Origin of the sequence: Mycolicibacterium chitae, from assembly GCF_900637205.1 — a bacterium.
Classification (GTDB): Bacteria; Actinomycetota; Actinomycetes; order Mycobacteriales; family Mycobacteriaceae; genus Mycobacterium; species Mycobacterium chitae.
The window spans coordinates 4,719,583-4,741,760 of sequence record NZ_LR134355.1 but is presented as its reverse complement, the minus strand read 5'-3'; the positions used below and the strand labels follow the sequence as shown (position 1 = coordinate 4,741,760).

The window sequence follows — 22,178 nt, the reverse complement described above, 5'->3', positions numbered from 1 at the left end:
CGCGGCGCCGGCGTAATGGTCGTCGGTCCCGACGTCATTTGACTGGGTCCGTTTGCTGCTGAAACAGTCGGCAAATCCCCTCGGCGAAGCCGGAATTCCTCGGCCGCAGGTGGATCCGCTTACGGATTCGTCATATTCGGACCCGCAGTGAACCTCCGAATCGATCCGGTGGTGACCTATGGCACAATTTGACTGTGCCGCATACCGCTAGCCGCCGGGGCCCGGGCCGACCCCCCGCAGCAAAAGCGGCGGAGACGCGGGAGCGAATTTTGCGCTCCGCCCGCCAGGTTTTCAGCGAATTGGGTTATGACGCTGCGACCTTCCAGGCAATCGCGCTCCGCGCTGATCTGACACGCCCCGCGATCAATCATTACTTCCCGAATAAGCGCGCGCTGTTCGCCGAGGTGGTGGACCGGACCAACGCGCTGGTCATCGCGGCGGGGGTCGAGCGGGCCGGGGCGGCGACGACGTTGGTGGGACGGCTCGAGGCCTTCATCATGGCCGCGGTGCAGGCGGACTCCGAGGACCGCTCCGCGGCGGCGTTCCTGGTCGCGGCGGTGCTCGAGACGCAGCGGCATCCGGAACTGCGGCAGGACGACAACGACGGGCTGGAGGCCTCCCGCAAGTTCGTGACCTGGGCGGTGAACGAGGCCATCGAGACCGGGGAGCTGACCACCGACACCGATATCGCGTCGCTGGTGGAGATGCTGGTCGCGGTGCTGTGGGGGATGGGCTTCTACGCAGGCTTCGTCGGCAGCCACGAACAGCTGGAGCAAATCGCCGACCAACTCAAGCTGCTGCTGGAGAACCGGCTGTGGCATCTCAAGCCGGCCGAGTGACAAATCCCACTGGGGCTTTGTCGCGTTGTGCGACAACAGGTTTCGCCTCGTCTGCTCCGCGGGCGCCCGCCGACAAATAGGTAGTCTAAGTTTATTCGGTAGAATGGCTCACGAATTTGTCGCTGTAGGACGGGATTGAACATGGGCGCACTTCGCACCGACGACGACAGCTGGGACATCGCGACCAGCGTCGGCAGCACCGCCGTCATGGTGGCCGCGGCCCGCGCGGCCGACACCGAGAGCCAGGACCCCCTGATCGACGACCCGTACGCGCGCCTGCTGGTCGACGGCGTCTCCGGCCTGCCCTGGCAGAACCTGCTGGAGGAGGACGTCATCGAGCGGGTGGCCGGCGTGGACGTCGAGGCCGCCGCGATCTTCCGCCACATGCGCAACTACCAGGCCGTGCGCACCCACTTCTTCGACGCGTTCTTCACCGCGGCCGCCGCCGCGGGGATCCGCCAGATGGTGATCCTGGCCTCCGGCCTGGACTCGCGCGCCTACCGGCTGGCGTGGCCGACGGGCACCCGGGTCTTCGAGATCGACCAGCCCAAGGTGCTCGAGTACAAGGCCGCCAAACTGGCCGAACACGGCGCCGACCCGACCGCCAAGCGCCAGGAAGTCGCCGTCGACCTGCGCTTCGACTGGCCGGCCGAACTCCAACAAGCCGGATTCGACCGGACCCAGCCCACCGCCTGGCTGGCCGAGGGGCTGCTGATGTACCTGCCGGCCGAGGCCCAGGACCGGCTCTTCGAGAACATCGGCGCGCTCAGCGCCCCGGGCAGCCGGATCGCCGCCGAGACCGCCGGCAAGCATTCCGAAGACCGCCGCGAGGAGATGCAGCAGCGCTTCGAGCGGGTCGCCGAGGCGCTGGACATCCAGCGGCCCGACCTCGACATCGCCGACCTGGTCTACAACGACCCGGACCGGGCCGAACTCGACGAGTGGTTGAACGCGCACGGCTGGACCGCCACCGCCACCGCGGCCACCGACGAGATGCGCCGCCTCGAGCGCTGGGTCGACGGCGTGCCGATGACCGACGACCAGGACGCGTTCTCCAACTTCGTGGTCGCCGAGCGCGGCTGATCCCGCAGGCCGGCCCGACCGCGACCTGTCGCCCAACCGGGTGGTTGGCTACCATGGCGCCCAGGACGCAAAGCCTCCGCAACGCCAGGAAGGGCATGCCGTGACCACCGAAATTTCCAAAGAATCCGCACCTGCGACGACCCCCGTGGACATTCCGGCCGTCGTCGCGGGCGTCCGCAAGGCCTACGCGACCGGCCGCACCCGCAGCATCGAATGGCGCAAACAGCAGCTCCGCGCGCTGGAGAAGCTGGTCCTCGAGAACGAGTCGGTGATCGCCGACGCGCTGGCCGAGGACCTCGGCCGCGCGCCGTTCGAGGCGTGGCTGGCCGACATCGCCAGCACCGCCGGCGAGGCCAAGAACGCCGCCAAGAACGTCGGCAAGTGGGCCAAGCGCCGCTACCGGCTGCTGGAGTCCTCGCAGCTGCCCGGCCGGGGCTGGGTCGAGTACGAGCCGTTCGGCACCGTGCTGATCATCGGCGCCTGGAACTTCCCGTTCGCCCTGACGCTGGGCCCGGCCGTCGGCGCGATCGCCGCCGGCAACACCGTGGTGCTCAAGCCGTCGGAGGTGGCCCCGGCCTCCTCGGCCGTGATGGCCGACCTGGTGCCCCGGTACCTGGACCCCGAGGCCGTCGTGGTCGTCGAGGGGGACGGCTCGGTCAGTCAGGAACTCATCAACCAGGGCTTCGACCGGGTGTTCTTCACCGGCGGCACCGAGATCGGCCGCAAGGTCTACGAGAGCGCCGCGGCGCACCTGAGCCCGGTCACCCTCGAACTCGGCGGCAAGAGCCCGGTGATCGTCGCGGCCGACGCCGACATCGAGATCGCGGCCAAGCGCATCGCCTGGACCAAGCTGATCAACTCCGGGCAGATCTGCATCGCCCCGGACTACGTGCTGGCCGAGGCGAGCATCAAGGACAAGCTGGTCGACGAGATCACCAAGGCCGTCACCAAGTTCGAGTCCAAGAACCCCGAGGGCAAGCGGATTGTCAACGAGCGGCACTTCGCGCGGCTGACCAACGCGCTGGCCGCGACCAAGGGCAACGTGGTTCTCGGCGGTGGCTCCGACCCGGAGAACATCAAGATCCAGCCGACGCTGGTGGTGGACCCGGACCCGGCCGAACCGCTGATGACCGACGAGATCTTCGGCCCCATCCTGCCCATCGTCACCGTGCAATCCATCGACGACGCAATCGATTTCGTCAACGCCCGGCCCAAGCCGCTGGCGGCCTACCTGTTCACCAAGACCAAGGCCATCCGCGAGCGGATCATCCGCGAGGTGCCGGCCGGCGGCATGGTGATCAACCAGTTGCTGTTCCACTTCGCGACCGCCAAGCTGCCGTTCGGCGGGGTCGGCCCGTCCGGGATGGGCTCCTACCACGGCAAGTTCGGCTTCGAGGAATTCAGCCACCGCAAGACCGTGATGACCAAGCCAACCCGACCCGACTTAATCTCGATGATCTACCCGCCGTATACAGAGAAGGCGTGGAAGATGGCGCGACGGCTGTTCTGAGCGCCCAACCCGTACCAAATCGCGTTGTAAGGATCGAGAGAGGAAGTTCATGCCCGGAGTGCAGGATCGTGTTGTCGTCGTCACTGGTGCCGGTGGCGGCCTGGGTCGCGAGTACGCGCTGACGCTGGCCAAGGAGGGTGCCGCCGTCGTCGTCAACGATCTCGGTGGAGCCCGCGACGGCAGCGGTTCCGGTTCGGCCATGGCCGACCAGGTTGTCGCGGAGATCAAGTCGGCCGGCGGCCGGGCCGTCGCCAACTACGACAGCGTCGCCGAGCCCGAGGGCGCGGAGAACATCATCAAGACCGCGCTGGATGAGTTCGGCAAGGTCGACGGCGTGGTCAGCAACGCCGGCATCCTGCGGGACGGCACGTTCCACAAGATGAGCTACGACAACTGGGACTCGGTGCTCAAGGTCCACCTCTACGGCGGCTACAACGTGATCCGCGCAGCCTGGCCGCACTTCCGCGAGCAGGGCTTCGGCCGGGTGGTGGTCGCGACCTCCACCAGCGGGCTGTTCGGCAACTTCGGTCAGGCCAACTACGGGGCCGCCAAGCTGGGCCTGGTCGGCATGATCAACACGCTGGCCCAGGAGGGCGCCAAGTACGACATCAAGGCCAACGCGATCGCCCCGATCGCCGCGACCCGGATGACCGAGGACATCCTGCCGCCCGAGGTGCTCGCGAACCTCAAGCCGGAGTTCGTCGCGCCGGTGGTGGCCTACCTGTGCACCGAGGAGGTGCCGGACTCGGCGTCGATATTCATCGTCGGCGGCGGCAAGGTGCAGCGCACCGCGCTGTTCCAGAACGAGGGCGTGACCTTCAGCACCGCGCCGTCGGTGGACGACATCGCCGCGCGCTGGTCGGAGATCGACGACCTGTCGGCCGCCAAGCTGGCCTCCTTCAGCGTGCGCTGATCGACGCATGAAAGCCTGTGTAGTACAGGAACTTTCCGGGCCGTCGGGCATGTCCTACACGGACGTGCCCGACGTCACCCCGGCGCCCGACCAGGTCGTCATCGACGTCCGGGCGGCCGGGGTGTGCTACCCGGACCTGCTGCTGACCAAGGGCGCCTACCAGCTGAAACTGGAGCCGCCGTTCATCCCGGGCATGGAGGTGGCCGGGGTGGTGGCCGCCGCGCCCGAGGGCTCGGGTTGGAGTGTCGGCGACCGGGTTTCGGCCTCCAGCGGCATCGCCGGCTACGCCGAACAGGTGGCCGTGCCCGCCGCGTCGGTGTCCGCGAGCCCGCCGGAACTCGATGACGCAGAAGCGGTTTCGCTCCTGGTCAACTACAACACCATGTACTTCGCCTACGCCCGCCGGGCCGCGCTGCAGCCCGGGGAGACGGTGCTGGTGCTCGGGTCGGCCGGCGGCGTGGGCACCGCGGCCATCCAGATCGCCAAGGCGATGGGCGCCCGCGTGATCGCCGCGGTCAACCGGGAGAGCGCGGTCGACTTCGTCAGCTCGCTGGGCCCGGATGCGGTGATCCCGCTGACCGAGGGCTGGGCGCAGGCGGTGCGCGACGCGACCGAGGGCCGCGGCGTCGACGTCGTCGTCGACCCGGTGGGCGGTGCCCCGTTCGACGACGCGGTGCGCACCATGGCCACCGACGGTCGGCTGCTGGTGATCGGCTTCGCCGCCGGCGGCATCCCCACCATCAAGGTCAACCGGCTGCTGCTGCGCAACGTCGGCATCCTCGGCGTGGGCTACGGCGAGTACATCCGCCGCCACCCCGAGACCGTCGACATGGTGGCCACCGGACTGGCCGCGCTGGTGGCCGGCGGCATGAAACCGCCCGCGCCGGTGCGCTTCCCGCTGGCGGAGGCGTCGGCGGCCCTGCAACTGCTCGACGACGGCGGCGTATTCGGCAAGCTCGTCCTGGAGCCGTGAGCGCTCTCGGCATCGCGCTGGTCGCGCTGGCCATCGCGATCGGGCTGGCCGGCATCATCTTGCCGGTGCTGCCCGGCGCGTTGCTGGTGTTCGGCTCCATCGCGGTGTGGGCCATCGTGGAACGCACCACGGTGGGCTGGGTGACCCTGGGCATCGTCACGGCCCTGTTCCTCACCTCCGAGGTCATCAAGTACCTCTGGCCCGTCAAGCGCATGCGCCAGGCCCAGGTCCGCACGTCGGTGCTGATCATCGGGGCGGTCTGCGGCATCGTCGGGTTCTTCGTCATCCCCATCATCGGTCTGCTGATCGGCTTCGTCGCCGGGGTGTTCGTCGCCGAGTTGGCCTCTGGGCGCGACGTCACCCGCGCCTGGGTGTCCACCGTGCATGCCGTCAAGGGCGCCCTGCTGTCGATCGGGGTGGAGCTCACCGGGGCGCTGGCCTCGACGATCGTCTGGGCCTGCGCCGTCGCCTTCTGGTGATTTCGGCGTGATTTCCCATGCTGAGCGTGGACGATCACGCCAAAGCCCCAGATTTTGCCACGGTTAGAGCTCTCGTCTGCTACACCTAGCCCAGGGGTTGCGGCGGGGGAGCCACGGTTTGCCCGCCCGGGAGAACTGTGGTGGTCGGGGGCATGGGGTCTGTTGTTCGCGCATTGTCCGCGTTGGCGGTCATCTTCGGGGCGGCTCTGTCCGCGCTGTGGGCCTGGACCATCGGCACGTTCGCGCCGCTGGCGGCGGTCACGGCCCTGATGATGGGCGGGACGGGCCACCCACTGCTGCACCCCGACACCGACGAGTTCGTCACCGAGTACCTCGGCGCCATGGGCGACAACTACGTCGGGCCCGCGGTCACCCGGTGGAGCACACCCGAGGACCCGCACACCCTGACCGGCCGCGTCGCCGTCTACAGCCCGGAGCACTTCTGGCCGGCCAACGGCAACCAGACGTTCGACGACTCGGTGGCCGACGGACTGACCAACCTGAATTCCTGTATCGCGCGGACCCGATGCGTGCACAACAGCGCTGTCGGTGACGCGCCGCCGGCCGACGGCATGTTCGTGGTCTTCGGGTATTCGCAGAGCGCACGCATCGCCACGCTGGCCAAGCGCGACCTCATCGCGCACTATCAGCCGTTGGACTGGGCCGGTGCGCCGCAGGTGGCGTTCGTGCTGATCGGCAACCCGGGACGGCCCAACGGCGGTGTGCTGCAACGGTTCCGCGGGCTGTACAACCCCATCCTCGGGGTCACGTTCGACGGCGCCACCCCGACCGACAGCACCAACTCGGCGGGTGAGCAGCAGCTGCTGACCATCGACATCGCCAAGCAGTACGATCCGGCCGCCGACTTCCCGCTGTATCCGCTGAACCTGCTGGCGACCGCCAACGCACTGGCGGGCTTCTTCACCGAGCACGATTCCTACCTCGAGTCGCTCGACGACCCGTCGGTGATCGACCAGGGCATCCACGGCGACACGCACTACTACCTGATTCCCACCGAACGGCTGCCAATCCTGAAGTTGTTCAACGGAATTGTGCCGAGTCCCATCCTCACCGCGCTGGACGCGCCGCTGCGCGCCATCGTCGAGCTGGGCTATGACCGGACGCTGAGCCCGGGCACGCCCGCGCGGGCGCGGCTGCTGCGGATCCCCTCGGTGAAGGATGCGGTGACCGTGGCGACGGCGGTGCCCACCGGCCTCGACGACGGCCTCGCCGAGGCCGCCGACGGTCCGATGTTCCGGCCGCTGCGGACCACCCCGGCCGACGGCCCGTTCGGGGTGCAGCGCCAGGCGCAGTCAGCCCGGGAGGACGCGGATGTGGCCGCCGAGCCGCAGGTCGTCGCGGAGCCCGAACCGCCCTCCGAGGAACCGGTGAGCGAGAAGCCGCAACGCCGGAAGCTGGAGAAGCTCGAGCCGCGCCGGCTCGGGAAGATCCTGCGAGGGGAACTCAAGGCTGCGAAAGAGGAAGCCGCGAAGGAGGGGACCGCCGCCAAGGAGGAGGCCGCCGCCGGGAAGGCCGCCAAGGAGGCCCCGAAAGAGGACGCCAGCGCGACGGAGACCGCCGCGACCGAGCCCGAAGCCAAGGATTTCGGTGCGCGCAGTCGCGGCAACCGCAACTGGGCGCACCGAAATCGCGGGGACGATCAGCCGCGCAGGGCCGAACGCAGCTTGGCCAGCTGATCCTCGGTGACCCCGGTGAACTGCAGATAGCCCTGCACCGACCCGTATTCGGCCTCCACCACGCGCAGTGCCGAATCCAGGTATTCCGGCCGCACCCCGAGCACGTCGTCGGACAGCCGGGCCTCGGTCAATTCGGCGATCTCGGCCGGGATCTCGCCCTCGAACCGCCGGCGGATCATCGCGACGATCTGCTCGCGCAGCTGCGGGGCCGCGGTGTTGCTGTACAGGTAGTCGTTCATGACCGCCTCGCGGTCCACGCCGGCGGCATCGAGGATGACCGCCACCGAGAACCCGGTGCGGTCCTTGCCGGCGAAGCAGTGCGTCAGCATCGAGGACCCGTCGGACAGCAGCGTCACCATTCGGTGCAGCGCCGTCGCGGCCCCCGGCGCCTTGGCGAACCGGATGTACTCCTCGGTCATGTAGCGCTTGGCCGCATCGACCGTGGACTCGTCGTCGGGCTTCTCTGTCATCAGGCGCTGGAACGCGTGCTCGTGCGGGGCCTCGTCGCCGTCCATCGCGGCCACCACCTCGACGAACGGCAGCAGGTGCACCAACACGCCGTCGGGCACCAGGTCGGAGCCGTGCCGCTCGACCTCGCGGCCGCTGCGCAGGTCGGCGACGTCGGTGACGCGCAGTTCGGCCAGCTGCGCCACGCCGGTGTCGTCGAGCTTGGTCAGCTCGCCGGAGCGGAACAGCCGGCCAGGCCGCACGGCGCCCGCGGTCGAGGTGGCAACGTCGCGAAAGTTCCAGCCGCCGGACAGCTCGGTGGTCACTGGGGGATGACCGCCGCGGCGAGCGGGCTCTTCTCCCGGCCGAGCTCGTGGCGGGCGATGGTGCGCAGGTGCACCTCGTCGGGCCCGTCGAAGATGCGCATGGCGCGCTGCCAGCCGTACATCCGGGCCAGCACCGTGTCGTCGGAGACGCCGGCGCCGCCGTGGGTCTGAATGGCGCGGTCGATCACGTTGCACGCCATCAGCGGTGCGACGGCCTTGATTTGGGACACCAGGCCGTGGGCGGCCTTGTTGCCCTCCTTGTCGATGACCCAGGCGGCCTTCTGACACAGCAGCCGGGCCTGGTCGATTTCGTTGCGCGACAACGCGATCGCGTTCTGGATCATGCCTTGCTCTGCCAGCGGCTTGCCGAACGCGATGCGGGTCTGGACGCGGTCGACCATCAGCGCCAGCGCGCGTTCGGCCACACCGATGGCCCGCATACAGTGGTGGATGCGGCCCGGTCCCAGGCGGGCCTGGGCGATCGCGAAGCCGCCGCCCTCCTCGCCCAGCAGGTTCGACGCCGGGACGCGGACGTTGTCGTAGACGATCTCGGCGTGGCCGTGCTGGTCCTGCCAGCCGAAAACGCTTGTCGAGCGCAGGATCTGGACGCCGGGGGTGTCGACGGGCACCAGGATCATCGACTGCTGCTGGTGGCTGGCCGCCTCGGGGTTGGTGCGCCCCATGACGATCAGGACCTTGCAGCGCGGGTCGTTGGCGCCGGAGGTCCACCACTTGCGGCCGTTGATCACGTAGTGGTCGCCGTCACGGACGATCTCGGTCTGGATGTTGCGGGCGTCGCTGGAGGCCACCGCGGGTTCGGTCATGGAGAACGCCGAGCGGATCTCACCGGCCAGCAACGGCTCGAGCCATTGCTTGCGCTGCTCCTCGGTGGCGAACAGGTGCAGCGTCTCCATGTTGCCGGTGTCCGGCGCCGCGCAGTTGATGGCCTCGGGGGCGATCTCGGTGCTCCAGCCGGTCAGTTCGGCCAGCGGCGCGTACTCGAGGTTGGTCAGCCCGGATTCTTTCGGCAGGAAGAGGTTCCACAGGCCCTGCTTGCGGGCGATCTTCTTGAGTTCCTCGACCACCGGCGGGACCGTGAAGTCCTTCGGTCCTTTTTCTTCTCGGTACTCGTCGTAGGCCTTCTCGGCGGGAAAGACGTGCTCGACCATGAAGTTGGTGAGCCGCTCGTGGTACTCCTGCCCCTTCGCTGACATCGCGAAATCCATCGAATGACCTCTCGGTTCGACCTGCTCCCAACCGATTGGTTGGTCACTGCCACCCACCATATGACACCCGCCGAGGCCCGCCCGGAGCAGGTGGGCGGGCCCAGCGCGGCTTACAGCGCGGCGAGGATGTCGTTGACGCGATCGCGCGCGTCGCCGAAGAGCATCTGGGTGTTCTCCCGGAAGAACAGCGGGTTCTGCACCCCGGCGTAGCCGGAGGCCATGGAGCGTTTGAACACGATGACGTTGTCGGCGTTCCACACCGTGAGCACCGGCATGCCGGCGATCGGGCTGCTCGGGTCCTCGGAGGCGGCGGGGTTGACGGTGTCGTTGGCGCCGATGACCAGGACGACGGCGGTGTTGTCGAAATCGTCGTTGATCTCGTCCATCTCGAGCACGATGTCGTAGGGCACCTTGGCCTCGGCCAGCAGCACGTTCATGTGGCCGGGCAGGCGGCCGGCGACGGGGTGGATGCCGAAGCGGACGTCGACGCCGCGCTCGCGCAGCTTGCGGGTCAGGTCGGCGACGCCGTACTGGGCCTGAGCCACGGCCATGCCGTAGCCGGGGGTAATGATGACCGTGTCGGCCCCGCCGAGCAGCTCGGCGGCACCCTCGGCGGTGATCTCGCGGTGCTCGCCGTAGTCCTTGTCGTCGGCGGGCCCGGCCTCGATGCCGAAGCCGCCGGCGATCACCGAGATGAACGAGCGGTTCATGGCCTTGCACATGATGTAGGACAGGTAGGCACCGGAGGAGCCGACGAGCGCTCCGGTGATGATCAGCAGGTCGTTGCCCAGCAGGAAGCCGGCCGCGGCGGCGGCCCAGCCCGAGTAGCTGTTGAGCATCGAGACCACCACGGGCATGTCGCCGCCACCGATGGAGGCCACCAGGTGCCAGCCCAGCAGCAACGCCATCACGGTCACCACGGCGAGCAGCCACAGCTGCGGGTCGATGACGAACCACACCGTCAGCGCGGCGAACACCACCAGGGTGCCGACGTTGATGAGGTTCTTGCCGGGCAGCATCATCGGCGCGGACTTCATCTTGGCCGAGAGCTTGAGGTTGGCCACGATCGAGCCGGTGAAGGTCACCGCGCCGATGAACACGCCGATGACGACCTCGGCGGAGTGGATGCCCAGCATGCCCTCGGCGGCCATCGTCACCGCGTCGGCGCCGTCGGGCTGAGCCTCGATGTGCAGGTAGCCGTTCCAGCCGACCAGCACGGCGGCCAGGCCGACGAAGGAGTGCAGGAGTGCGATGAGCTCCGGCATGCCCGTCATCTCCACGATGCGGGCCCGCCACAGGCCGATGGCGGCACCGATGATCATGGCCCCGGCCAGCAGCGCCAGCCCGATCGGCTGGATCTGCTGGTTGATGGCCAGCGCCACGGTCGCGATCAGCGCGATGGCCATACCCACGATGCCGAAGCTGATGCCGGCGCGGGAGGTCTCGTGTTTGGACAGGCCGGCCAGGGCCAGCACGAAGAGCAGGGCGGCGACGACGTAGGCCGCGGTAGCGATTTGTTCCAGCATGGATGTGTTCCGATCGGATTAGGGCCAGCGGGCGGCTAGCTGCGGGAGAACATCGCGAGCATGCGGCGTGTGACCGCGAAGCCGCCGAAGACGTTGATGCTGGCAACGAGGATCGCCACGAAAGCCAGGGCGGTGATCACGTGGTCGTCGTGCCCGATCTGGAGCAGGGCGCCGACGACGATGATCCCGGAGATCGCGTTGGTGACCGACATCAGCGGGGTGTGCAACGCGTGGTGCACGTTGCCGATCACGTAGTAGCCGATGACGATCGCCAGCGCGAAGACCGTCAGGTGCACCTGCAGGGCGGCCGGCGACAGCGCCAGCAGCACGAAGATCACCGCCGCGGCGCTGAACGCGATGCCCAGCCGGCGCCCCGTGGAGATCGGTTGCTTGGGGGCGGACTCGATGACCGGTGCGGCGGCCGCCGCGGCGGGGGCGGCCGAGACCTGCACCGGCGGAGGTGGCCAGGTGATCTCGCCGTCGCGGATCACGGTGACCGAGCGCTGCACGACGTCATCGAAATCCAGGACCAGCTGACCGGTCTTCTCCGGGGTCAGCAGCTTGAGCAGGTTCACCAGGTTGGTGCCGTAGAGCTGGGAGGCCTGCGCGGGCAGCCGCCCGGCCAGATCGGTGTAGCCGATGATCGTCACGCCGTTGTCGGTGACGACGGCCTGGTCCTTGACGCTGCCCTCGACGTTGCCGCCGTTGGCCGCGGCCATGTCGACGATCACGCTGCCGGATTTCATCGAGGCCACCATCTCGGCGGTGATGATGCGCGGTGCCGGGCGTCCGGGGATCAGCGCGGTGGTGATGATGATGTCGACGTCCTGGCACTGCTCGGCGTACAGCGCCGCCTCGCGGACCTTGTAGTCGTCGCCCATTTCCTTGGCGTAGCCGGTGGCCGAGACCTCGGCCTCGGGGGACTCGATCGACAGGTACTCCCCGCCCAGGGACTTGACCTGGTCGGCGACCTCGGGGCGGGGGTCGGTGGCGCGCACGATCGCGCCGAGGCTGCCGGCCGCGCCGATCGCGGCCAGCCCGGCCACCCCGGCCCCGACGACGAGCACCTTGGCCGGCGGCACCTTGCCCGCCGCGGTCACCTGACCGGTGAAGAACCGGCCGAAGACGTGGGCGGCCTCGACGACGGCGCGGTAGCCGGCGATGTTGGCCATCGACGACAGCACGTCCAGCGACTGCGCCCGGGAGATGCGCGGGACCGCGTCCATGGCCAGCACCGTGATGGCGCGGGTGGACAAACGCTCGACGAGTTCGGGGTTGAGCGCGGGGGAGATCAGGCTGATCAGGGTGGCGCCGTCGCGCAGCGCCGCGATTTCCTCGTCATTGGGGGCGTTGACCTTGAGTACCACCTCGGAGCCCAGGGCCTGCTGCGCCGATCCGACCTCGGCGCCGGCCTCCACATAGGCGGCGTCGGCGAAGCTCGAGGCGGCGCCCGCGCCCGCCTCGACCAGCACGGAATAGCCGAGCTTGATCAACTGCGCGACGGTCGCTGGGGTGGCGGCGACGCGCGTTTCGCCAGGTAGCGACTCGCGGGGGATCCCGATGATCATCGATTTCGGTCCGATCTGGTGTGGTTCAGGGCGAGGATAAAGTTGTCAGTGTAGGAAACCCCGATCACCGGTTGCGCACCCCATTACTCCCGGTGCCGGTCTGTATCGGTGCAGTCGGGTGAGGCCTATCCGAGTTCCATGACCTCGCGGGCCGCCCGTCGTACAGGTCCGCGAGCGGGAAGAGCAGCAACCGGCGGCGCGCGTCGGCGCTGAACCCGTCGAGTTCGCGGGCCTCCGGTCCGGCGATCAGGAAACACAGGTGCCCCGGCCCGCCCGGGGCGGTGGTGTCGAAGGCCGCCCGGCCCGGTTTGTCCAGGACGATGGCGTCCCCGGCGCCGCGCGCCCGCCAGAACGGCATCGGGTACACGGCCAGGGCCTTGTACACCGACCCCATGTAGGTGTCGCGTTCGAGCGCGATTCGCGCGGGTGGCAGCGGGGGTTCGTGGGTGATGTGGCGGGCCAGCGGCGGCGGCACGGTGACGATCGCGCGCCGGACCCGGACCTCGCCGGCCGATGTATGCAGCAGCACGCCCTGTTCATCGCGCACCATCGCGGTGACGCGGTGTCCGGTGCGCAGCGCGGGGCCGAGGTCGGCGGCCAGGCGCTCGACGATCGTGCCGACACCCTCGACGAACAGGGAGTCCTGCGCACCGCCGCGCGTCGGCAGCACCGTCCGCAGCCCGCCCTGGTGACGCAGCATCTGTGCCATCGCCGCCACCGACATCCGCTCCAGATCGGCCGTCCGCGAGATGAGCGCGAGCACCTCGAGCAGTCGGCGGGGCACCCGGGGTCAGGTGTATTTGTAGAACCCCTCGCCGGACTCCACGCCCAGCTTGCCCTTGTCGATGTAGTTGGTCTTGAGCCAGGCCGCCAACTGCTGAGACTCGGCATCGCCGTGCGCCATGATGTTGTAGGGCGTGTTCAGGCCGATGATGTCGTAGATCTGGAACGGCCCCAGGGGCGCACCGGTGCCGATCCGCCAGGTGGTGTCGACGTCGGCGGGGTCGGCGTAACCGCCGGCGGCCAGTTCCGCCGCGGCGTGCAGGAACGGCACCAGCAGCGAGTTGAGGACGTAACCGGCCTTCTCCTTGTGCAATTCGATGGGCACCATGCCGATGGCCTTGGCGAACTCGACGACTCGGGAGTACACCGCGGGGTCGGTGTCGGGGGTGCCCATGATCTCGGCGGTGTTGAGCTGCCAGACGCGATTGGCGAAGTGCAGGGCCAGGAATCGGTCGGGTCGGCCGGTCGAATCCTTGAGTTCGCTCGGCAGCAAGGTGGACGAGTTCGTCGCGATGATGGTTTTCGCGGGCGCGAGTTCACCGACCTTCTGGAAGGTTTGACGTTTGAGGTCGGCGACCTCCGGGATGGCCTCGATCACCAGGTCGGCGTCGCTGACCGCGGCGGCCAGATCGGAGGTCAGCGTCAACCGGGTCAGGGCGGCCTCGTTGGCGCCGTCCTTGGCGTCCGGAACCTCGCGCGCATAGGTCTCGGACAGCGTGGCGAAGCGTTTCCGGGCGGTGGCGAGCACGTCGTCGTTGATGTCGTAGGCGGTCACGGTGCAGCCCTTGAACGCGCTCTGGTAGGCAATCTGCGATCCGAGCACCCCGGTGCCCAGGACGGTGACCTTGGTGATGGCAGCTGACATGGTGTGCAACTTTCTCTAGTCGGTTGACGGGTCGGTGGGGCGTTGTTCGCCGATGCGCGCGGCGACCTCGAAGGCCAGGCACAGTTCGGCAAGCTCGCGCGGACTGCTCAGTGACTTTCCGGTGTGTTCTTCGATACGACGAAGCCGGTTCCGGACCGTGTTGGGATGGCAGAAGAGTGCGTCGGCGGCACCCTGGGGCGACCCGTCGTGGTCCAGCCAGGCCGCAAAAGTGTCGAGCAAGGTCCATTTTTCGTCCGCGGGCAGATCATGGAACGCGCCCAACGTCACTTCGGAGATCTTGCGGGTGACCTCCGGAGCGCTGACGGCCGCCACGCCCAGGATCGAGTCGTCGAAGACGCCCACCGGATCGTGCGCGGTCGGGGAGGCCATCGCCACCCGCGCATAGCGCAAGGACCGCGCGGTGTCAGCCAGGTCGGCGAACACCGGGCTCACCCCTACCCGGGTGGTGGTCACTTGGCGCAGCAACTCGACCATCTCGCCCAGCGCCGCCGGGGTGGGAATGTGCGCGATGCCGATCTGCAGATCGGGGAGTAGCCGCCAGGCCGAGAAGATGTCGATGTCGCGGAGCAATGCCCCGATCCGCGGAAGTGCCTGTCTCCCAACCTGCGGCACCGTGGCGGCGACCACGACGTAGGGCCCCTGCGCCGGAATCCCCAACAGCTGGGCGACATCCCACAGGCTGTGGTCGCCGAGTGGACGGCCCTGCAACAGGGCCTCGGTCAGCGCGGCTTGTTCGGCGGCGTCCTCGAGGACCTGATGGGTGGCCTGCTCGTGGTAGGCGGCGGTCATCGCGGCGGTGTAGCGATCCTGGCCCTCCCAGAATCGCTCGGTGGCGCGCAACAGCGCCGGGCCGCTGATCTCCGGATGATCGCCGGCGAACTCGACCATCAGGGTCCACGCGTGGTGGCTTGCCACGCGGAAGGCGTCCATCACCGGAGGCATGGGCACGCCGGCGGTGGCTCGCTTGCGGCCGGTCGTCGAGGCCGGGGTGGTGTCGAAGGTGGCGCCGTTCTGCAACGCCTGGAACACCAGGCGCAGATGGCCCGCCGCGGTCTCGAACAGATCGTCATCCGTGACGATGTCGTTGCTGCGGTAGAACGCGACCCCGGTCCGAACCGAATCGACGACGCTGCGGGCGATCTCGGAGACTCGGGACTCCAGCAGTCCACCAAGCTCGACGAGTTGGTTGTCGCCATCGACTGAGCTCACGCTCGAAGCATAGAAGGGTCGCGACCGCGTTGCCACAATTGTGGTCGGACACACCCCGATGTGCGAAATCGTGTTTGCCAGAACAGCAGAACAAAACGTGGATTCGACGTAAGATCCGAAATGTATACCGGCGCGGGCAACTTGCCCGCGCCGGACCTTTGCCCCTGATGCGCGATCGCGGGGCGGGGTGCCCGTTGTCAGAGGTAGTCGTCGGAGGAGAAGTATGTCGTTATCCGGGTCGCTGATCACCCCCCGTTTGTTGCGTGCGCTCTGGCAGACCGCATTGGCCTGGGGCGTTTTCGCCCTGGTCCTGGGCATCCTGCTGCTGGTCTGGCCCACGATCTCGATCGTGGTCGCCGCCGTGCTGTTCGGGGTGTACCTGCTGGTGTCCGGTATCGCTCAGGTGGTGGCGGCCTTCGGCGCCGACGAGTCGGCGGGCACCCGGGTGTTGTTCTTCATCACCGGCGCGCTGTCGGTGGTGCTGGCGGTCTTGGCATTTCGGAACTTCGGCGAAGGCCTCGGCGTGTTGTTCCTGGCGATCTGGATCGGTGTCGGGTTCATCTTCCAGGGCGTCTCCGAAACCGTCCTCGGCATCAGCTATCCGGATCTGCCTGGCCGCGGTTGGCAGATCTTCCTCGGCGTGATCACCGTCCTGGCCGGGATGATCGTCCTGGCTTCGCCGATAGATTCCATCGTCCTGCTGGCGATCGTGACCGGTATCTGCCTCATCGTCGTCGGTATCGGGCAGATCGTGAAGGCGCTGAAGTTGCGCAGCGGTATCGGCCGAGCCGCCCCAGCGGCATAGGCCACCGCCGACACTCGAGGCTGAAATCGACTGAACCACAGGAGAAACACGTGAACGAATCGACCCTCACCCGGACTGTCATCGCCGCCGCAGGCGCGGCTCTGCTCGTCGTCGTGCTGCGGCTGTTCGGCCGGAAACGGTCCACGGTCAAGGCGACGGCGGCGGACATCGAAGCCATGATCGCGGCGCTGGATCCGGTGTCCCGGGCGGCGGTGCTGGCCCGCCTGAGCCATGACGGCGTGGACGTGGTGAAGGAGCGCCTCGGTCGCTGAAACCACTGGGTTCGGGGGCGTATCGCGCTGTCTTCAGTCTCGGAGGAGTTTAGTCGTGGAATACACTGCAGGAAACTACTATTCGTTCGTCCAGTCCCGTGCGCCGGAGGGTGTCGAACGTAAGACGGCTTGGTTCGTCGGTGCCGGTCTGGCGTCGATGGCCTCCGCGGTCTTCATGATTCGCGACGGCAAGATGCGCGGTGATCAGATCACCATCCTGGAGCGGTTGAAGCTCCCCGGCGGGGCACTCGACGGAATCAAGATGCCCGAGAAGGGCTTTGTGATCCGCGGTGGCCGCGAGATGGAAGACCACATGGAGTGCCTGTGGGATCTGTTTCGGTCGATACCGTCGCTCGAGGTTGACGGTTACAGCGTGCTCGACGAGTTCTATTGGCTCAACAAGGATGATCCCAACTCCAGCCTCTGCCGGGTGACCGAGAAGCAGGGACGGGACGCTCACACCGACGGCAAGTTCGACATCGGCGCCAAGGTGCAACACGAACTCCTGAAGGTGTTCCTCGCGACCCGCGAGGAGATGGAGAACAAGCGGATCGACGAGGTGTTCGGCCGGGACTTCCTGGACAGCAACTTCTGGTTGTACTGGCGCACCATGTTCGCCTTCGAGGAGTGGCACAGCGCGCTGGAGATGAAGCTGTACCTGCACCGCTTCATCCACCACATCAAGGGCTTGCCCGACATGTCGACGCTGAAGTTCACCAAGTACAACCAGTACGAGTCCTTGGTGTTGCCCATGTATAGGTGGCTGCTCGATCAGGGCGTGACCTTCCGGTTCGAGACCGAGGTCACCGATATCGATTTCGTCTTCGACGGTAATCGAAAGCAGGCCAGCAGGATTCACTGGATTTCCGAGGGCGTGGCCGGAGGTGTCGACCTCGGGGTCGACGATCTGGTGCTGACCACCATCGGGTCATTGACCGAGAACTCCGATGACGGCGACCATCACACTCCGGCCAAACTGAACACGGGTCCGGCGCCGGCCTGGGATCTGTGGCGGCGCATCGCGGAAAAGGATCCGTCGTTCGGGCATCCCGACGTGTTCGGTGCGCACATCCCGAAGACCAAATGGGAGTCCGCGACGGTGACCACCCTGGATCACCGTATCCCGGAGTACATCCGCAAGATCTGTAAGCGGGATCCGTTCTCCGGCCGGGTGGTTACCGGGGGGATCGTCACCGCGCGCGACTCGAGCTGGCTGATGAGCTGGACGGTGAACCGGCAGCCGCACTTCAAGCAGCAACCCAAGGATCAGATCGTGGTGTGGGTGTACGGCCTGTTCGTCGAGACCCCCGGCGACTACGTCAAGAAGCCCATGCAGGATTGCACCGGCGAGGAGATCACCCAGGAGTGGTTGTACCACATGGGAGTTCCCGAGGAGGAGATCCCGGAACTGGCAGCCACCGCGGCCAAAGCCGTGCCGGTGATGATGCCCTACGTCACGTCGTTCTTCATGCCCCGTAAGGCCGGTGACCGGCCGCAGGTGGTGCCCGACGGTGCGGTGAACTTCGCCTTCATCGGCCAGTTCGCGGAGACCACCCGCGACTGCATCTTCACCACCGAGTATTCGGTGCGCACCGGAATGGAAGCGGCCTACCGGCTACTTGGTGTCGAGCGGGGCGTGCCGGAGGTGTACGGGTCGACCTACGACGTTCGTAGCCTCCTCAACGCGACGCTGCATCTGCGCGATGGCAAGGAGGTCGACATTCCGGTTCCCGAGATCCTCCGGAAACGGATGATCGACAAGGTAACCGGCAATGAGGTCGGCGAATTGCTGGCAGAGTACGGGCTGGTGCCCGCGGCGGACTGACGCTTCAACCATGATGCTTGACCGTTTCGATGGACGGTCGGGTTGAAAAATGTTGTATAACAACGACGAGAGGTACTGATATGGCCCTGTCGGATCAACTGGCGAAGCTCAGCGAGCAGACCAAGTCGCTCGAGGATTCCGCGCGCGCTGCCGAACAGCGGGACAAGGAGTGGGTTGCCAAGCGCGAGGGTGAGGTGAAGGCTTCCCTGGAGCGGAGTCGCGCGGAGGCTGAGGCGCAGGTGCAGGCCGACGCCGACGACGTCGCCAAGGGATGGCACAAACTGCAGCGTTCGGTCTCTGACGATTTTGACTCGCTGCGGGAGAAAGCCGGAAAGCGGCATGCCGAGCATCAGGCCAAGCGCGCCGACCGGGCCGCCGACCGTGCTGAGGACGACGCGGAGGATGCGATCGCGTTCGCGATCTACTCCCTGGAGCAGGCCGAGTACTACGTGCTGGCCGCGGCGCAGGCGCGCCTGGATGCCGTCGACGCCGAGTTGAACGCGGAAGTCAAGGCCGCCGAGTAGTTTTCGCGCACTTCGCGACCGACGCTCGGCCGGGTATTCCGGCCGAGCGTTTTGCGTGGGGAGCCGAGCTCAGACCAACTCGATGACGTCGGCGATCGACGGCAGTACCCGGCCGGGGCGGAACGGATAGCGGGCGATGTCGGCCTCGACGGTCGAACCCGTCAGCACCAGGATGGTGTCCAGGCCCGCCTCGATGCCGGCGACCACGTCGGTGTCCATCCGGTCGCCGATCATGGTGGTGCTCTCCGAGTGCGCGTCGATGCGGTTCATCGCGCTGCGGAACATCATCGGGTTGGGCTTGCCGACGAAGTAGGGCTCGTAGCCGGTGGCCTTGGTGATCATCGCAGCGACGGATCCGGTCGCCGGCAGCGGGCCCTCGGCAGACGGGCCGGTCACGTCGGGATTGGTGGCGATGAACCGGGCGCCCTTGCCGATCAGCCGGATGGCCTTGGTGATGGCCTCGAAGGAGTAGGTGCGGGTCTCGCCGAGGACGACGAAGTCCGGGTCGACGTCGGTCAGGGTGTAGCCGACCTCGTGCAGCGCGGTGGTCAGCCCGGCCTCGCCGATGACGTAGGCCGAGCCGCCGGGCAATTGGGCATCGAGGAAGGTCGCCGTCGCGAGCGCGGAGGTCCAGATGGACTCCTCGGGCACGTGCAGCCCGGAGCGGACCAGGCGCGCGGCCAGATCGCGCGGGGTGAAGATCGAATTGTTGGTCAGGACCAGAAAGGGCCGGGCGTTGTCGATGAGTGCCGCCAGAAATTCGGCAGCACCCGGCAACGCGTGCTCCTCACGGACAAGGACGCCGTCCATGTCGGTGAGCCAGCATTGCGATGTCGCGCGCACGCCGGCGATTTAGACCGGGGGGTAGGCCGGGGGCGGATAGTTGCCGCGCAGCGCCCAGGGCAGCCACGAGAAGAAGTACTCGATCTCGTCGCTGGCGTCGTAGTCGGGATTCGGATCCATGCGCGAAGTGTAGCCCGCAGCGAGTCCCGCGCAGCGGGGATCAGGCCCATTGCCTACACTGGCCAACTAGTTGATTGGTTACCCGGGGTTTCCCCGCCGTACGCAGAGAGTAGAGAATGCCGCCAGAGAACGGCCAGACCCGCCGCGAAGAGTTGCTGGCCGTAGCCACCAAACTGTTCGCCGCCCGCGGCTATCACGGCACCCGGATGGATGACGTCGCCGACGTGGTGGGGCTGAACAAGGCGACGGTCTATCACTACTACGCGAGCAAGTCGCTGATCCTGTTCGACATCTATCAGCGGGCCGGTCAGCGGACCCTGGCCGCCGTCCACGACGACCCGTCGTGGACCGCGCGCGAGGCGCTCTACCAATACACCCTGCGGCTGCTGAACCAGATCGCCGAGAACCCCGAGGGCGCGGCGGTGTACTTCCAGGAGCAGCCCTACATCGCCGAGTGGTTCACCGAAGAGCAGGTCGCCGAGGTCCGCAAGACCGAGACACAGGTCTACGAGCACGTCCACGGCTTGATCGACCGCGGCATCGCCAGCGGCGAGTTCTACCCGTGCGACTCCCATGTGCTGGCGCTGGGCTACATCGGCATGACCCTGGGCGCCTACCGCTGGCTGCGGCCGCACGGACGGCGCAGCGAGAAGGAGATCGCCGCGGAGTTCAGCCTGGCGTTGTTGCGCGGCCTGATCCGCGACGAAAACGTCCGCACCGAGTCGCCCCTGGGCCTGGGTCTGGCCAGCTCAGAGAAGTAGGCCGAGAAGTAGCCGGCGTACACATCGCCCGAGTAGAGCCGTCACTGAGCTACTTCTCGGCGACGAAATAGACTCTGCCAATGCCCATCGTGAGCAAGACCCTGGAAGTGGCCGCCGACGAGGCGTCGATCCTGTCGATCGTCGCGGACTTCGAGGCGTACCCGCAGTGGAACGAAGAGGTCAAGGGCTGCTGGATCCTGCACCGCTACGACGACGGCCGGCCCAGTCAGTTGCGCCTGGACACCCTGATCCAGGGCAACGAGGGCACCTACATCCAGGCCGTCTACTACCCGGCGCCCAACCAGATCCAGACCGTGATGCAGCAGGGGGAGCACTTCTCCAAGCAGGAGCAGTTGTTCTCCGTGGTCGGCATGGGGCCGACTTCGCTGCTGACCGTCGACATGGACGTCGAGACCACGTTCCCGGTGCCGGCGATGATGGTCAAGAAGGTCGCCAACGAGGCCCTCGAGCACCTGGCCGACAATCTCAAGGCGCGCGCCGAGGCACTGGCCGGCTGACCCCCGCCGGGGTTTCGGCCTACAGTCGTAGGTATGCCGAACTCCGATCCGCTTCCGCAGGCAAATCCCGCCGACGTGGCCGAACAGACGTCCGGCCTCGACGACTCCGACATCGACGACGACGAGCCCGTCACCGAGATCCCGCTGGAGACCGATCCGGTGGACTACAGCGAGCAGCGCGAGGTCGTCGACCTGTCTGACGACGGGTACGAGGACAGCGCCGAATAGCGGGTCAGTCCCACATCCCGCTGTCCCGGAGCAGGCCGGTGAGCCGACGCGCGCCGTCGGTGAACTGCCATTCGGTGAGTTCGACGACGGTGTCCACATCGCGTTGGCGCAGCGCCTCGATGAGTTGCTCGTGGTTGGCGACGGCCTGGGCGCCCCAGTCCGGGTCCGAGGCGTACACCTTGGCCGGCATGTAGCGCGCGACGTGTAGCAGGAACCAGGCCAGCTTGGTCCGCTCGGCGCTGTGGTTGAACGCGCGGTGGAAGGCGAACTCGGCGGCCTGCACCGCAGCCACGTCGCCGGCCCCGACGGCGCGCGCGAGTTCGGTGTTGAGCGTGACGAGGGTGTCGATCTGTTCGTCGGTGATGTGTGCGACGGCGGAGGCGGCCAGTTCCTTGGCGATGGTCGCCTGCAACCAGAAGATGTCCTCGATGTCGACTTCGTTCAGCGGCATCACAACGTGGCCGCGGTGCGGTTCGAGGCGCACCATGCCCTCCCCGCGCAGCGTCAGCAGCGCCTCGCGCACCGGGGTGATGCTGACCCCGAGCGCCGCGGCGGTCTCATCCAGCCGGATGAAGGTCCCGGGCCGCAACTCGCCGGAGGTGATGGCGGCGCGCAGATGCGCGGCGACCTCCTCGGAGAGCTGTTCGCGCCGCAGCGCGCGACGCGCGGCGGGCTTGGCGTGGGCCGGTGCGTTCACGGTGACCTTTCCCGCCCGGTTGGGCTTGTCTGAATGCCGCTGAACTCATAGTGTGACCAGTGCAACTCAATGTTTGATCAAATGTAAGATTCCCGCAAGTCCGAGCAAGAGGGAGCGACC

General features: G+C 67.4%; 23 protein-coding genes and 1 pseudogene. 14 read left to right on the top strand and 10 right to left on the bottom strand.

Going from position 1 to position 22,178, the window contains the following annotated elements; translation table 11 throughout:
- Window positions 1–194: 194 nt before the first annotated feature.
- The 7 genes from EL338_RS22675 (at window position 195) to EL338_RS22645 (ending at window position 7,494) form a co-directional block, all read left to right on the top strand.
- Window positions 195–839 (top strand): TetR/AcrR family transcriptional regulator, encoded by a 645-nt coding sequence (locus tag EL338_RS22675; protein WP_126335794.1) that lies wholly within the window; start codon window positions 195–197, stop codon window positions 837–839.
- 141 nt (window positions 840–980) lie between these two features.
- Window positions 981–1,922 (top strand): SAM-dependent methyltransferase, encoded by a 942-nt coding sequence (locus EL338_RS22670; protein WP_126335793.1) that lies wholly within the window; start codon window positions 981–983, stop codon window positions 1,920–1,922.
- 100 nt (window positions 1,923–2,022) lie between these two features.
- Window positions 2,023–3,432, top strand: a complete 1,410-nt coding sequence (locus tag EL338_RS22665; RefSeq protein WP_126335792.1) for an aldehyde dehydrogenase family protein — start codon at window positions 2,023–2,025, stop codon at window positions 3,430–3,432.
- A gap of 49 nt (window positions 3,433–3,481) precedes the next feature.
- The gene (locus EL338_RS22660) at window positions 3,482–4,345 is read left to right on the top strand and encodes an SDR family oxidoreductase (protein ID WP_126335791.1); all 864 of its coding nucleotides are present in this window, start codon (window positions 3,482–3,484) and stop codon (window positions 4,343–4,345) included.
- A gap of 7 nt (window positions 4,346–4,352) precedes the next feature.
- On the top strand, window positions 4,353–5,318 hold the full coding sequence (locus EL338_RS22655; RefSeq protein ID WP_126335790.1) for an NADPH:quinone oxidoreductase family protein: 966 nt from the start codon (window positions 4,353–4,355) through the stop codon (window positions 5,316–5,318).
- Window positions 5,315–5,797 carry a DUF456 domain-containing protein gene (locus EL338_RS22650; RefSeq protein ID WP_126335789.1) on the top strand — a complete coding sequence of 161 codons (483 nt, stop codon included), beginning with the start codon at window positions 5,315–5,317 and terminating at the stop codon, window positions 5,795–5,797. Before EL338_RS22655 ends, EL338_RS22650 begins: the two co-directional genes overlap by 4 nt.
- Before the next feature lie 152 nt (window positions 5,798–5,949).
- On the top strand, window positions 5,950–7,494 hold the full coding sequence (locus tag EL338_RS22645; protein ID WP_126335788.1) for a PE-PPE domain-containing protein: 1,545 nt from the start codon (window positions 5,950–5,952) through the stop codon (window positions 7,492–7,494).
- Here the strand turns inward: EL338_RS22645 and EL338_RS22640 are convergent.
- The 7 genes from EL338_RS22640 to EL338_RS22610 form a co-directional block, all read right to left on the bottom strand.
- Window positions 7,458–8,267, bottom strand: a complete 810-nt coding sequence (locus EL338_RS22640) for a tyrosine-protein phosphatase (RefSeq protein WP_126335787.1) — start codon at window positions 8,265–8,267, stop codon at window positions 7,458–7,460. The two genes, EL338_RS22645 and EL338_RS22640, sit on opposite strands and share 37 nt — an antisense overlap.
- Window positions 8,264–9,493, bottom strand: coding sequence for an acyl-CoA dehydrogenase family protein (locus EL338_RS22635; RefSeq protein WP_126335786.1), 1,230 nt, complete (start codon window positions 9,491–9,493; stop codon window positions 8,264–8,266). Before EL338_RS22635 ends, EL338_RS22640 begins: the two co-directional genes overlap by 4 nt.
- A gap of 110 nt (window positions 9,494–9,603) precedes the next feature.
- Complete coding sequence (gene pntB, locus EL338_RS22630) at window positions 9,604–11,019, bottom strand: Re/Si-specific NAD(P)(+) transhydrogenase subunit beta (protein ID WP_126335785.1); 1,416 nt, start codon at window positions 11,017–11,019, stop codon at window positions 9,604–9,606.
- Window positions 11,020–11,054: 35 nt separating this feature from the next.
- Window positions 11,055–12,587, bottom strand: a complete 1,533-nt coding sequence (locus EL338_RS22625) for a Re/Si-specific NAD(P)(+) transhydrogenase subunit alpha (RefSeq protein ID WP_126335784.1) — start codon at window positions 12,585–12,587, stop codon at window positions 11,055–11,057.
- Window positions 12,588–12,651: 64 nt separating this feature from the next.
- Window positions 12,652–13,371: a flavin monoamine oxidase family protein gene (locus EL338_RS22620; protein WP_235666258.1), complete on the bottom strand. Its 720-nt coding sequence runs from the start codon at window positions 13,369–13,371 to the stop codon at window positions 12,652–12,654.
- Between the two features lie 6 nt (window positions 13,372–13,377).
- Entirely contained in the window at window positions 13,378–14,235 is an 858-nt protein-coding gene (locus EL338_RS22615; protein WP_126335783.1) for a 3-hydroxyacyl-CoA dehydrogenase, read from the bottom strand.
- Window positions 14,236–14,250: 15 nt separating this feature from the next.
- The gene (locus tag EL338_RS22610; RefSeq protein WP_163791889.1) at window positions 14,251–15,465 is read right to left on the bottom strand and encodes a PucR family transcriptional regulator; all 1,215 of its coding nucleotides are present in this window, start codon (window positions 15,463–15,465) and stop codon (window positions 14,251–14,253) included.
- A gap of 223 nt (window positions 15,466–15,688) precedes the next feature.
- Here EL338_RS22610 and EL338_RS22605 point away from each other — a divergent pair, with 223 nt between their 5' ends.
- From EL338_RS22605 to EL338_RS22590, 4 genes are all read left to right on the top strand, one after another.
- Entirely contained in the window at window positions 15,689–16,270 is a 582-nt protein-coding gene (locus tag EL338_RS22605; RefSeq protein ID WP_126335781.1) for an HdeD family acid-resistance protein, read from the top strand.
- A gap of 50 nt (window positions 16,271–16,320) precedes the next feature.
- Entirely contained in the window at window positions 16,321–16,542 is a 222-nt protein-coding gene (locus EL338_RS22600) for a hypothetical protein (protein ID WP_126335780.1), read from the top strand.
- Window positions 16,543–16,597: 55 nt separating this feature from the next.
- A complete protein-coding gene (locus EL338_RS22595; RefSeq protein WP_126335779.1) occupies window positions 16,598–18,367 on the top strand; it encodes an oleate hydratase in 1,770 nt (589 codons plus the stop codon).
- 80 nt (window positions 18,368–18,447) lie between these two features.
- Complete coding sequence (locus tag EL338_RS22590) at window positions 18,448–18,891, top strand: hypothetical protein (RefSeq protein WP_126335778.1); 444 nt, start codon at window positions 18,448–18,450, stop codon at window positions 18,889–18,891.
- 69 nt (window positions 18,892–18,960) lie between these two features.
- Here EL338_RS22590 and EL338_RS22585 read toward each other — a convergent pair whose 3' ends face one another.
- Both EL338_RS22585 and EL338_RS26685 read right to left on the bottom strand, forming a co-directional pair.
- Window positions 18,961–19,701, bottom strand: coding sequence for an HAD-IIA family hydrolase (locus EL338_RS22585; RefSeq protein WP_276005818.1), 741 nt, complete (start codon window positions 19,699–19,701; stop codon window positions 18,961–18,963).
- 42 nt (window positions 19,702–19,743) lie between these two features.
- A pseudogene (locus tag EL338_RS26685) lies at window positions 19,744–19,851 on the bottom strand (hypothetical protein); the annotation flags it as partial.
- A 119-nt stretch (window positions 19,852–19,970) separates the two neighbouring features.
- Between EL338_RS26685 and EL338_RS22575 the strand changes: the two are divergent.
- From EL338_RS22575 to EL338_RS22565, 3 genes are all read left to right on the top strand, one after another.
- Window positions 19,971–20,615: a TetR/AcrR family transcriptional regulator gene (locus tag EL338_RS22575; RefSeq protein WP_126335775.1), complete on the top strand. Its 645-nt coding sequence runs from the start codon at window positions 19,971–19,973 to the stop codon at window positions 20,613–20,615.
- An 80-nt stretch (window positions 20,616–20,695) separates the two neighbouring features.
- Window positions 20,696–21,133 carry an SRPBCC family protein gene (locus tag EL338_RS22570; RefSeq protein WP_126335774.1) on the top strand — a complete coding sequence of 146 codons (438 nt, stop codon included), beginning with the start codon at window positions 20,696–20,698 and terminating at the stop codon, window positions 21,131–21,133.
- A gap of 33 nt (window positions 21,134–21,166) precedes the next feature.
- On the top strand, window positions 21,167–21,361 hold the full coding sequence (locus tag EL338_RS22565; protein WP_126335773.1) for a hypothetical protein: 195 nt from the start codon (window positions 21,167–21,169) through the stop codon (window positions 21,359–21,361).
- 4 nt (window positions 21,362–21,365) lie between these two features.
- Here the strand turns inward: EL338_RS22565 and EL338_RS22560 are convergent, their stop codons facing one another.
- Window positions 21,366–22,058 (bottom strand): GntR family transcriptional regulator, encoded by a 693-nt coding sequence (locus tag EL338_RS22560; RefSeq protein ID WP_126335772.1) that lies wholly within the window; start codon window positions 22,056–22,058, stop codon window positions 21,366–21,368.
- Window positions 22,059–22,178: the final 120 nt, after the last annotated feature.